General features: G+C 65.1%; 9 protein-coding genes and 1 pseudogene. 1 reads left to right on the top strand and 9 read right to left on the bottom strand.

The window, feature by feature from the left end:
• Positions 1-152 precede the first annotated feature (152 nt).
• From AYJ54_RS25355 to AYJ54_RS52730, 9 genes and pseudogenes are all read right to left on the bottom strand, one after another.
• Complete coding sequence (locus AYJ54_RS25355) at positions 153-1,043, bottom strand: crotonase/enoyl-CoA hydratase family protein (protein ID WP_063703080.1); 891 nt, start codon at positions 1,041-1,043, stop codon at positions 153-155.
• 180 nt (positions 1,044-1,223) lie between these two features.
• Positions 1,224-2,645, bottom strand: coding sequence for an amidase (locus tag AYJ54_RS25350; protein ID WP_063703078.1), 1,422 nt, complete (start codon positions 2,643-2,645; stop codon positions 1,224-1,226).
• Positions 2,638-3,810 (bottom strand): M20 aminoacylase family protein, encoded by a 1,173-nt coding sequence (locus AYJ54_RS25345; protein ID WP_063703077.1) that lies wholly within the window; start codon positions 3,808-3,810, stop codon positions 2,638-2,640. Before AYJ54_RS25345 ends, AYJ54_RS25350 begins: the two co-directional genes overlap by 8 nt.
• Before the next feature lie 13 nt (positions 3,811-3,823).
• Positions 3,824-5,329 carry a M81 family metallopeptidase gene (locus AYJ54_RS25340; protein WP_063703075.1) on the bottom strand — a complete coding sequence of 502 codons (1,506 nt, stop codon included), beginning with the start codon at positions 5,327-5,329 and terminating at the stop codon, positions 3,824-3,826.
• A 443-nt stretch (positions 5,330-5,772) separates the two neighbouring features.
• Positions 5,773-7,422: an ABC transporter ATP-binding protein gene (locus AYJ54_RS25335; protein ID WP_063703073.1), complete on the bottom strand. Its 1,650-nt coding sequence runs from the start codon at positions 7,420-7,422 to the stop codon at positions 5,773-5,775.
• A gap of 150 nt (positions 7,423-7,572) precedes the next feature.
• Entirely contained in the window at positions 7,573-8,460 is an 888-nt protein-coding gene (locus AYJ54_RS25330) for an ABC transporter permease (protein ID WP_063703071.1), read from the bottom strand.
• Between the two features lie 23 nt (positions 8,461-8,483).
• Positions 8,484-9,425 carry an ABC transporter permease gene (locus AYJ54_RS25325; RefSeq protein WP_063703069.1) on the bottom strand — a complete coding sequence of 314 codons (942 nt, stop codon included), beginning with the start codon at positions 9,423-9,425 and terminating at the stop codon, positions 8,484-8,486.
• Between the two features lie 186 nt (positions 9,426-9,611).
• A pseudogene (locus tag AYJ54_RS52735) lies at positions 9,612-10,127 on the bottom strand (M20/M25/M40 family metallo-hydrolase); the annotation flags it as partial.
• 1 nt (position 10,128) lies between these two features.
• The coding region (locus tag AYJ54_RS52730) for a M20/M25/M40 family metallo-hydrolase (protein ID WP_245329124.1) at positions 10,129-10,747 on the bottom strand (619 nt) is incomplete at its 3' end.
• Between the two features lie 271 nt (positions 10,748-11,018).
• On the opposite strand from AYJ54_RS52730, the gene AYJ54_RS25315 reads away from it, so the two are divergent.
• Positions 11,019-12,629, top strand: a complete 1,611-nt coding sequence (locus AYJ54_RS25315; RefSeq protein ID WP_063703067.1) for an ABC transporter substrate-binding protein — start codon at positions 11,019-11,021, stop codon at positions 12,627-12,629.
• Positions 12,630-12,633 lie beyond the last annotated feature (4 nt).

The raw sequence follows: 12,633 nt of genomic DNA, 5'->3' as shown, positions 1-12,633 counted from the left end.
TTCTCTCGATGCGCGGAATACGCTTCGCTAACGCACTCTACGATCTTCGCGCTGCGGTAGGGGGCAAAGGCGCTTTTGCGCCGTGCCCACCACCTATCGGCAATCGAAAGCGCAATGGTGGGCACGCTTCGCTTTGCCCACCCTACGGACGCTTATTTGTACTCCCGCTCCGTCCACCACGGGAAGTAATCCGGCATATCCGTCGAGACTTTGTTCTTGAACTGCGCGGGTCGTTTCTCCAGGAACGACACGACGCCTTCCTTGACATCGTCGGAACGGCCGCGTGCATAGATGCCGCGGCTGTCGACCTTGTGGGCTTCCATCGGATCGTCGGCGCCCATCATGCGCCACATCATCTGGCGGATCAGCGCCACCGACACCGGTGCGGTCTTGGCGGCGAATTCCTTGGCGAGCGCACGCGCGGTCGGCAACAGATCATCCGGCGGCACGACCTTGCTGACGAGGCGTCCGGCGAGCGCCTCCTGCGCTGGGAAGACGCGGCCCGAATAGCACCACTCCAGCGCTTGCGAGATGCCGACGATGCGCGGCAGGAACCAGCTGGACGCCGCTTCCGGCACGATGCCGCGCTGGGAGAACACGAAGCCGAACCGCGCTGCTTCGGAAGCGATGCGGATGTCCATCGCGAGCTGCATGGTGACGCCGATGCCGACTGCAGGACCGTTCACCGCGGCAATCACCGGCTTCAGGCACTTGAAGACGCGTAGCGTCACCTGGCCGCCGCCGTCGCGCACCTGCGGATCGCTGTAGTCGACCCTGCCGTCGGCGAACCGCTTCACCGGCCCGCGCCGCGCGTCGCGATCGAAGGTGTCGGCGCCGGAGGAGAGATCGGCGCCCGCGCAAAAGCCGCGGCCGGCGCCGGTGACGATGATGGCGCGGATGTTGTCGTCCTTGTCGGCGGCGTCGAGCGCGTCGATCAGCTCGGCTTGCATCTGTGCGTTGAAGGCGTTGAGCTTGTCGGGCCGGTTCAGCGTGATGGTGAGGATCTGCTCGGCGATCTCGTATTTGATCGTCTCATACGCCATGGTGGTTTCCTTCCTTTGTTTCTTTGTCGTTCCCTCTAGCACGTCATTCCGGGGCGCGCGAAGCGCGAGCTATGATGCGCAATTGCGCATCTGAGAATCCATTGCTCAGCTTGAACGATTGGATGAATGGATTCCGGGCTCGCGCCCAAGGGGGCGCGCCCCGGAATGACGGAAGTACGGTTATTTCGCCGGCGGGCTCGGCCAGGGCCGCTGCGCGCCCCGCAGGCCCTCGAACGCCTTGGCCATGCCGAGCACGCCGATATCGTCGAAGCGGCGGCCGACGATCTGTACGCCGATGGGAAAACCTTTGGCATCGAAGCCGCCGTTGATGGAGACGGCAGGGTTCTCCGACATATTCCACGGCACGGTATAGCAGATGTGCTCGAACGGCTTCATGGGATCGTTGGTCGGCGAGGGGAGTCCGGCCGGATAGTTCACGTTTGGCGCGGTCGGCGAGATCACGTAGTCGAGCTCGCAGAACAGCTTTGCGGCGGCGGCGCGGATCGCCATGGTCTGGTTGAAGCCGCGGATCACGTCGACGCCCGACAGCTTTGCGCCGGACTCGCCCCACTTGAAGATATAGGGCAGCACCCTGGCCTGCTCGGCCGGCGTAAGCTTCGACAGATCGTCCCACATCCGCGCGCGCCAGAAATTGTCGAGGCCATCGAGCATCTCGCGCGTGAGGATGCCATCGACCTCGGTGACGACGGCGCCGGCGGATTCGAACGCCTTGGCCGCCTTCACCGCGACCTCGCGGACCGGCTTCTCCAGCGCCAGCCCGACGCCGAGATCGAGCATCAGGCCGATGCGCAGCTTGCGCGGCGACTTGTCCAGCGTCTTCCAGTTGAGGGGCTCGGCCGGCAGGCTCATGCCGTCGCGCCGGTCGGGCTTGGCGATCACGCTCATCATCAGCGCGCAATCGTCGACGGTGCGGGTCATGGGGCCGGCAACGCGGCCGACATAGGGCGGATCGATCGGCACGCGGCCAAAGCTTGGCTTCAACCCGACGAGGCCGCACCAGCCTGCGGGCAGGCGCACCGAGCCTCCGATGTCGGTGCCGAGATGCAGGGGACCATAGCCGGCCGCGGCGGCAGCTCCCGCGCCGGCGCTGGAGCCGCCGGGATTCTTGGAGAGGTCCCAGGGATTGCGCGCGAGTGCATGGAAGCTGGAGAGCCCCGAGGACAGCATGCCGTAATCGGGCATGGTGGTCTTGGCGAAGATGACCGCGCCGGCCTCGCGCAGCCGTGCTGCGGGCGGCGCATCCTTCTCTGCCGGCGCGAGCTTCACGCTCGCAGCACCCAGCGGCACCGGCACGCCCTTGGTTGCGATGTTGTCCTTGATCGTCACCGGTACGCCGTCGAGCGGGCCGGACGGCTCGCCGCCGGACCAGCGCGCGGTCGAGGCCTTTGCGGCCTCGCGTGCGCTGTCGGGATCGAAGGCATAGAGCGCCTTGAGGTGCGGCTCCCACGCGGCAACGTGCTCGAGCACGTCCTCCAGCACCTCGCTCGGCGAGAACTGCTTTGCGCGATAGCCCGCGATCAGGTCGACCGCGGAGAGATCGTGCAGCGAGGTGACCGCCTCTTCGACGCTTTTTTTATGCATGGGCACCTGCCGGCATGCGCGTCTCGATGATGCGGGCGAACATGCTGGCGCCGATCGGCAGGATCTTGTCGTCAAGCACATAGCCGGGATTGTGCACGGGCACCGAGCCGTCGTGGCCGACCCAGAAATAGGCGCCGGGGATGGTTTGCAGCATGTCGGCAAAATCCTCGCTGCCCATCTTCGGCTGGGTGCGGGTGATCACCTTGGCGGGATCGACGACGGTGCGCGCGACCTCCTCGACCACCTTGGACTGCTCGACCTGGTTGACCAGCACACCAAAAGTGTCGCGGATGTCAGCCTCGATCTCGACCTGGAAGGCGCTTGCTACGCCGGCGCAGATCGCGCGCATGCGTTCGCGGATCAGCGCGCGGACCTCGTCGGAGAAGGCGCGAACGGTGCCGCAGAGATGCGCTTCGCCGGGGATGACGTTATAGGCCGAGCCCGCATGGATCTGGGTGATGGACACCACGGCGGCCTGGAGCGGCTCGACATTGCGGCTGACGATGGTCTGGATGGCCTGCGCCAGCGTGGTCGCGATCACTACCGCGTCCTTGGAGCGCTCCGGCATCGCGCCATGCGCGCCATAGCCGTTGATGCGGAGGTCGAAGAAGTCGGCGCCGGCCATCGCCGGTCCTGGCAGGATCGCGATCTCGCCGTGATTGAGATCTGGCGCGTTGTGCAGACCGTAGAGCTCGTCGCACGGGAACTTCTCGAACAGCCCGTCCTTGATCATCGCGCGGGCGCCGCCGAGGCCTTCCTCGGCCGGCTGGAAGATCAGGTGCACGGTGCCGTCAAAGTTCCTGGTCTCGGCGAGGTAGCGCGCGGTGCCGAGCAGCATGGTGGTATGGCCGTCATGGCCGCAGCCGTGGAAGCGGCCGGGAATGGTCGAGCGCCATTTCAGATTGGTGTTCTCTTCCATCGGCAGCGCATCCATGTCGGCGCGAAGGCCGATGCGCTTGCCGCTCGAGCCCTTGCCCTTAATGACGCCGATCACGCCGGTGCCACCGAGACCGCGATGCACCTCGATGCCCCAGCTCTTTAGCTTGTCGGCGACGATGCCGGAGGTGCGCACTTCCTCGAAGCCGATCTCGGGATGAGCATGCAGGTCGCGGCGAATGGCGGTGAGTTCGTCGGCATAGCCGTCGATACGGTCGATCGTGGGCATGTGTCCTGTCCGGTTAGCGTGAAGGGGGCGTGAAAACGGGGCCGTTCGGCTTGATGCGGATGCCTGCGCGCAGCTTCGTCCAGGGCAGGGAGGCCGTGTCCGCCGGCATCGCGCCGGGCGCGGCGCAGATCAAGAGCTTGGCCGCGATCGGTTCGAAATCGGCGCGGAAGTGCACCGAGCTCTTGTTGACAAGAATGGCCTGCTCGGTCGGCTCGATGCCGACATAGCGGTACATCGCCTGGTCGGCGAGCTGGGCCTTGTGCGAGCTCACGACCACGCGGACGTCGCCGATGCGGAGGCAAGCGGAGGGACCCATCTCCATCTCGCGGCCGCCATAGTAGGGGCCGGGCGCGATGAAGCGTCCGTCGGACAGCTTTTCGACGACGAAGGTCTCGCGATAGGGTTCGTCGCCGGGAATGCCGGACTTGCCGCCGAGCGACAACGTCACGGTCGCGCCAGCACCGGCCGCATGCGCGGCCTTGGCCGACTCCGGATCATAGATCACGCCGGTTGCGGCGCTCGCGTTGTTGCGCACCAGCGCGCGCAGCATGCCGGTGGTGTCGGAATCGCCGCCGGCGCCGGGATTGTCCTGGGTGTCGGCGATGATGATCGGCTTGCTCGTTCCCTTCGCGAGTTCCATGGCGTGGCGCACGCCTTCATCGGGCGCATAGATCTTGCCGTCGAAATCGTCCTCTTGGCCTTCGATCAGCTTGACGATCGCGTCGGCCGCGCGATCGGCGTCTGCTTGCGTCGCGCCATAGGCGAATACGCTCGGCCCGCAATCGCGGAAGTCGGCGGCGGGGAAGCCCGGTGCAAACGACAGCGTGGGAACTGCGTCGCTTTCGAGCGCGGCGAGCTTGTCGTAGATGCCCTTGGTGGGCTGATCGTTGGTGCACTGCCAGCTGATCGGGATCAGGAACGGCAATTGCCGGAACGCCTTTTCGAAGCGCCGCTTCGTCTTCAGGAGCAGCGCGAGATGTCTTGCGGAGGCGCGGCCCGTTTCGGCCATGTCGACATGCGGATAGGTGCGGTAGGCGATCAGCGCGTCCGCATGCTCGACCATCTCCGGCGTGACGTTGGCGTGCAGGTCAAGGCTCGCAACGAGCGGAACATCCTTGCCGATGACGCGGCGCACGCGCGCCAGAATCTCGCCTTCGCCGTCGTCGAGATGCTCGGTGACCATGGCGCCGTGCAGGTCGAGATAGACGGCGTCGAGCGGGCCGGCCGCTTTGATCCCGTCAACCATCACCTTCACGATGCGCTCGAAGGCATCCTTGGTGACGTGCGCCGACGGGCTCGCGCCGCAGGCGATCGTCGGAATGAGTTCCCATCCGTTGGCTTCGGCGCTCTCGACGAAGCCGGCGAGCCCGACATTGATGCGGCGCATCACCTTGAGCACGTCGGCGCCTTCGGTCATCGCCGGCCAGCCGCCGCCGTGCTGGAAGTCCGCGAACGTCGCCTTGGTCGGCGCGAAGGTGTTGGTCTCGTGCAGGAAGCCGCCGACGGCGATACGGGTCATCAACTCAGTCCAAAGCGATTGAAAGTGCGCGACGTTAGCCTTGGCCTTGCGGCGAGAGCAAGGTGGGAAGCAATTCGAAAGCGCATGGGGTCAAGCTGTTTTGGGAATGCTGCGGCACACTGTGCGCGTTGCAAGCGTAGCAACCCGCCACATCCTCGGTGTCGTCCGGGCGAAGGCCGGGATCCATAACCCCAGGAAGAAGTTTGGCGAAGGCTAGAAGTTTGGGACTGGCATCAAGCGCGATCGATAGATTTCGCGGTATGGGTCCCGGCCTTCGCCGGGACGACAATGTGGGGGCAGAGTGCTTTCCACACTCTCTTTCGTCATTCCGGGGCGCGCCCACTTGGGCGCGAGCCCGGAATCCATTGCGCAACAGAGTCCGTGGTCCGATGGATTCCGGGCTCATCGCTTCGCGATGCCCCGGAATGACGGCGAAGAGTGAGCTACGCGCTCGCCGCCACGCCGTCTGCCACGGGGCGGAAATTGGCAAAATCCCAGCCACGCCCCGGCGCCGCATCCAGCAGCGACTTGGTGTAGGCCTCCCTGGGATGCATCAGCACCTCGCCCGCCGGTCCCTGTTCGACGACGCGGCCGTGTTGCATCACCACGACCTCGTCGCAGATTTGGGCGGCGACGCGCAGATCGTGGGTGATGAAGAGGATCGCGATGCCGAGGCGCTTCTGGATCTCGTCGAGCAGTTCCAGCACCTGCGCCTGCACGGAGACGTCAAGCGCGGAGACCGCTTCGTCCGCGACCAGCACGTCGGGATCGAGCGCAAGCGCGCGGGCAATCGCGATACGCTGGCGCTGGCCGCCGGAGAACTGATGCGGATAGCGAGACACCGCGTCGGCCGGCAGGCCGACCAGCTCGAGCAACTCGCGGGCGCGCTTCAGCGCATCGTTGCGTGACACGCCATAGTTGATCGGGCCTTCCGCGATGCTCTCGCCGACGGTGACGCGTGGATTGAGCGAGCGGTACGGATCCTGGAACACGATCTGGATCTTCTGCCGGTGCGGCTGCAACAGCCGCCGCGACAGGTCGGAGATCTCGCGGCCGGCAAGCCGAACGCCGCCGGAGGTCGGATCGATCAGGCGGACGATGCAGCGCGCCACCGTCGATTTGCCCGAGCCACTCTCGCCGACGATGCCGAGCGTGCGGCCCTTGCGCAGCGTGAGGGTGACCCTGTCGGCGGCGACGACCTCGCGGCCTTTGCCGAAGAACGAGCGTTCGCGATAGACCTTGCCGAGGTCATTGGCCTCCAGCACGACCGGTTCCTTGGTCTCCTCGCGCGCCGGCCGCGGCACCAGGCTCGGCACCGAGGCGAGCAGGTTGCGGGTGTACTCCATGGTCGGATTGCGCAGGATGGAGTCGAGTGGGCCGGTCTCGACCAGCCGGCCCTGCCGCATCACCGCGACGCGATCGGCGATTTCGGCCACCACGCCCATGTCGTGGGTGATGAACAGCACGGCGGTGCCGTGATCACGCTGGAGGTCGCGGATCAGGGTGAGGATCTGCTTCTGCGTGGTGACATCGAGCGCGGTGGTCGGCTCATCCGCAATGAGGAGCTTCGGCTCCAGCACCAGCGCCATCGCGATCATGATGCGTTGGCGCTGGCCGCCGGAAAGGCGGTGCGGGTAGGAGGCGAAGATGCGCTCGACCTGCGGCAGGCGAACTTGCTCCATCATGTCGAGGATGCGCTTGCGCCGCGCCCTGGCGTCGAGATCGGTATGGGCGCGCAGCACCTCGTCGATCTGGCGGCCGACCGGAACGACCGGGTTGAGCGCGGTCATCGGCTCCTGGAAGATCATCGCCATCTGCGTCGCGCGCAGCTGTCGCAGGCGACGGTCGGTCGCGGTGAGCAGTTCCTCGCCGACGAGCTTGACGCTGCCTCCGGTCGGACCCAGCGAGCCCTTCTGCAACAGGCCCATCACGGTCAGCGAGGTCACCGACTTGCCCGAGCCGCTCTCGCCGACGAGGCACAGCGTCTCGCGCTCGCGGACCTGGATCGAGATGCCGTCGATGATCTTTTGCCCGTTCGGCTTCTTGCCGACGGCGACGACGAGATTGTTGATGTCGAGGACGGTGTTGGTCATGCAAGCTCTCTCGTCATTCCACATTACGCGAGTGCGCAATGGGGGCGCGCGGAGCGCGAGCCCGGAATCCATCGGGTCGCAGTACGGGTGGTGAAATGGATTCCGGGCTCGCGCCAAGAGGCGCGCCCTGGAATGACACGATCACTCGTTTCACTTCGCCTCCCGCTGCTTCATGCGCGGATCGAGCGCGTCGCGGGCGGCGTCGCCGATCAGGTTGATGCTGAGGATCGCGATCGAGAGCAGGAGGCCCGGCCAGAAGATCAGCGTGGGCTTGAGCTGGAAGTACTGGCGGCCCTCGGCCATGATGTTGCCCCAGGTCGGCGTCTCCGGCGAGATGCCGGCGCCTAGGAAGGAGAGGATGGCCTCGGTCAGGATCGCGGACGCGCAGACATAGGTGCCCTGGACGATCAGCGGCGCGATCGTGTTCGGCATCAGGTGGCGCCACATGATCTTCGGCAGCGACGAGCCGACCGAGATCGCAGCTTCCACATAGGGCTCTTCACGCGCGGACAGGACGACCGAGCGCACGAGGCGGGCCACGCGCGGGATCTCGGGGATGGTGATCGCCACCAGCACGGTCCAGATGCTGGCGCCGGACAGCGACACCACGGCGATCGCGAGCAGGATGCTCGGCATCGCCATCAGGCCGTCCATGATGCGCATCATCACGGAATCGACCAGCTTGAAGAAGCCGGAGACGAGGCCGATCGCAAGCCCGATGACGATCGACAGGATCGCCGAGCCGATCCCGATCAGCAGCGAGACGCGACCGCCATAGATGACGCGCGAGAGCAGGTCACGGCCATAGGCGTCGGTGCCGAGCAGGAATTGCGCGGAGGCTGGCTTCAGCCGCTGCGACGGCGCGAGCTGGATCGGGTCATGCGGAGCGATCAGCGGCGCGAGAATCGAGATCATCACGATCAGCGCGAGGCAGACCGTCGCTGCCGCAATGATCGGCGTAGACGTGAGGAACCCGAAGCGCGGCCGCAGCGGCGACGTGATCGGAATAGACGACTGGGGAAGGCTATCGATCGACATTCTTGACCTTGTTTATCCTTGCCTCAGTACCTGATACGCGGATCGAGCAGGGTGTAGGCGACGTCGATCAGGAGATTGACGACGACGTAGATCAGCGACGTCAGCAGGATCATCGCCTGGATCACCGGGTAGTCGCGCGCCAGCACCGCGTCCACGGTGAGGCGGCCGATGCCGGGGATGTTGAACACGCTCTCGGTGACGACGACGCCGGAGATCAGAAGCGCAAAGCCGGTGCCGATCACCGTGATCACGGGGACAGCGGCGTTGCGCAAGGCGTGCCGCATCATCACCGCGACTTCGCTGATGCCCTTTGCGCGCGCGGTTCGCACGTAATCCTCGCCGAGCACGTCGAGCATGGCCGCGCGCGTCATGCGCGCGATCAGCGCGATATAGATGAAGGATAGCGCGCAGGTCGGCAGGATGATGCGTTCGAAGAACGGTCCGAAGCCGGCGCTGATGCTTTTGAAGCCCTGCACCGGCACCCAGCGGAGGTCGATGGCGAAGATCTCGATCAGGATATAGCCGACGACGAACACCGGCACGGAGAAGCCGAGCACGGAGAGCCCCATCACGAAGCGGTCGATCCAGGTGCCGTGCTTCCAGGCCGCGATCACGCCCAAGGGAACGGCGACCACGACAGCGAGGATGATGGTCGACAGGGCGATGGAGATCGACGGCTCGACGCGCTGGCCGATCATCTTCATGACCGGCAGGTTCGAGATGAGGGATGTTCCGAGGTCGCCGTGCAGGAGCTTGTTCACCCAGGTGATGAACTGGACGATCAGGGGCTCGTTGAGGCCGAGCGAGGTGCGGATGCGCTCCAACCGTTCCGGCGTCGCATTGTCGCCGGCGAGGATTGCGGCGGGATCGCCGGGGGTGAGGCGGAGCAGGAGGAAGACGAACAGCGCCACCACGCCCATCACGGGCACGGCTGCGAAAATTCGGCGAACGAGATATCCGAGCAAGTTGGATCCGTCAGGTTAGAGACAAACCGTGGCGTCACTTTCGGCAGGGTGCCATCAGCCTAACATTTCAGCAATTCCTGTGCCATTGGGGCCACAGGTTTTGCAGTGCGGCTAGTCGGTTTTGAGGGGCTCTCTCCGTTATTCCGGATCTGGTGCTTCGGACCATCCCGGAATGACGGCCCGAAATCACTCCAGCGTCGCCAGCAACCCGGCCATCAGGCGGCCACGTTCGACCAGGCTGTCGACCTCGATATACTCTTCGAGCGTGTGGCCGTTGGCACCACGCACGCCTAGGCCGTCGAGCGTCGGTATTCCCATCGCACCCGTGAAGTTGCCGTCGGAGCCGCCGCCGGCGCTCGCATGCGGCAGTTCGGCGCCGAGTGCCTTGGCGATGCCGCGCGCCTTTTCATAGAGCGCCATGGTGCCGGCATCCGGTTCCCACACCGGCCGCGTTACGCCGCGCGTCACCTTGAAGGTGACATCATTGGTTGTGCCCGACAGCGCCAGCATCCTCTCGACGCCGCGGTCGAGATCGGCCTGGCGTTTGGCCATGGAGAGCGCTTCGCCTGTGGCGGTCGTGGCCACGCAGTTGACCCATTGTCCGCCATGCACGACGCCGACCGAGAAGGTACAGTCGTCCGTCGTCATCGCGTCGATGGCGAGGATCTGCCGCGCCATCTCGCGGATCGCCGAGCGCCCCGCNCCGCCGACAGCGTCGCGCCGGCGTGGCTCGGCCGGCCCGTTGCCTCCAGATTGAAGCGCGCGATGGCATAGCGTCCCGTGGTCACGCCGTTATCCGCGCGGCCGGGTTCAGGTACGAGGACGTATTTGTTGCGCGCGGCCTCCGCCTCGATGATGTCGCGCGTCGAGGGGGTTCCGACCTCCTCGTCCGGCGTGAACAGCACGGTAATCGGCAGCGGCGTGGTAAAGGAGGCGCGCATCAGCTGCCGGATCGCCTCCAGCGAGAGATAGTTGCCACCCTTCATGTCGTAGATGCCGGGGCCGTAGCACCTGGCGCCCTCGCGCCGCCATTTCAGCTTCTCGATGGTGCCGACGGGGTGGACGGTATCCATGTGCCCGGCGATCAGGATTCCCGGCTCGCCCTGCTTCGGGTGCGGAAAGCGCGCGCGGATGACGCCGCCAAAGCCCTGCCGGCCGGCGATGCGCTCGATCGTCGCACCCATGATCGCCATATCCCGCGCTGCGATATCAAGCATGCGGTTCACGGCATTCGCGTCCCAGGTCGGGCTTTCGCATTCCACCCAGTTGCGCAGGCCCTGGAGCATGGCCTCGGACTCAAACGGAAGATTGGCTGGATTCATCTTTGGGATCTCTCAAGCTTCGAAAGATGGAACGCGCATTGCATCGGCGCAGACGGGATGAGCGGATAGATTTGTAGAGCCAAACCGGAGTTTGTGGAGCCCGTGCGCGCGCCGCCAGGGCTTGCAGCGAAACCGGATTGACGCGCTCAAAGCTGTCTGCAAGTCTCGAAAAGATAAAGGCAATTGCATGAGGTTGGTTCGCTCAAAGAACGATCCGAATGCTCAACCAATAACCTGCCTTTGAACAGTTTCACGTCAGGAGAAACTTTCCATGTTCCACTTGATGCGCCGGGGGCGTCGCGCGCTCGCCTCCAAACTTGCGCTGTCGGTCGTCGCGCTTTCGACTGCGCTGGCCTCGCCAGTGCTCGCGGCCGGCAAGACCATCACCGCGGTGATGCATTCCGACCTGCGCATCATCGATCCGATCTTCACGACCGCCTACATCACGCGCGACCATGGCTACATGGTCTACGACACGCTGATCGCGACGGATTCGAACTTCAAGATCCAGCCGCAGATGGCGGACTGGAAGATCTCCGACGACAAGCTCACCTACACCTTCACGCTGCGCGACGGCCTGAAGTGGCATGACGGCACGCCGGTGACGGCGGAAGACTGCGTCGCTTCGCTCAAGCGCTGGGCCGCGGCCGACGGCATGGGCCAGAAGCTGCTGGACTTCACCGCCAGCATCGAGGCGACCGATGCCAAGACCATCACGCTGAAGCTCAAGGAACCCTACGGTCTCGTGCTCGATTCGATCGGCAAGCCGTCCTCGCGCGTAGCCTTCATGATGCCGAAGCGTCTCGCCGAGACGCCGCCGGACAAGCAGATCCCCGAGCAGATCGGCTCCGGCCCCTTCAAGTTCGTGCAGGGTGAATTCCAGCCCGGCGTGAAGGCGGTCTACGTCAAGAACACCGACTACGTGCCGCGCAAGGAGCCGGCGAGTTGGACCGCCGGCGGCAAGGTGGTGAAGGTCGACCGCGTCGAGTGGATCACCATGCCGGACCCGCAGACCGCGGTGAACGCGCTGCAATCGGGCGATATCGACTTCATGGAAGTGCCGCCGTGGGACATGCTGCCGGTGGTCGAAGGCAATTCCGACCTCAAGGTCGAAGTGCTCAACAAGTTCGGCTACCAGACGCTCGGCCGCATGAACTTCCTCTATCCGCCGTTCGACAATCCGAAGATCCGTCGCGCGGCGCTGCTGGCGATGAACCAGAAGGACGTGCTCGACGCGCTCGTCGGCAATCCCAAATACTACAAGATCTGCGGCGCGTTCTTCATCTGCGACACGCCGTTCGCGACCGACGTCGGCTCCGAGTCGCTGGTCAAGGGCAACGGCATGGCGGAAGCCAAGAAGCTGCTCGCAGAGTCCGGCTATGACGGCACGCCCGTCGTGGTCATGGTGCCCGGCGACGTCGTGACGCTGAAGGCGCAGCCGACGGTCGCGGTGCAGCTGCTCCGCGAGGCTGGCTTCAAGGTCGATGCGCAGGCGACCGACTGGCAGACGGTGGTGAGCCGTCGCGCCAGCCAGAAGCCCCCGAAGGAGGGCGGCTGGAACATGTTCTTCACCAACTGGGTCAGCGCCGACGTCTCCAACCCGATCGCCAATCTCTCGATCGGCGGCCAGGGCAAGAAGGGCGGCTGGTTCGGCTGGGCGGAAGATCTCAAGATCGAACAGCTCAAGGACCAGTTCGTCCGCGCGAGCTCGCTCGACGATCAGAAGAAGATCGCGGCCGCGATCCAGAAGGAAGCCTACGACCAGGTGATCTACATCCCGCTCGGCCAGTACCTGGCGCCAAGCGCGTGGCGGACGTCGCTCACCGGCGTGCTCGACGGCCCGGCGACGCCGGTGTTCTGGAACATCGACAAGTCGGAGTAAGGCG

The organism is Bradyrhizobium centrolobii (assembly GCF_001641635.1).
Classification (GTDB): domain Bacteria; phylum Pseudomonadota; class Alphaproteobacteria; order Rhizobiales; family Xanthobacteraceae; genus Bradyrhizobium; species Bradyrhizobium centrolobii.
This window is presented reverse-complemented; position numbering and strand designations above follow the sequence as displayed.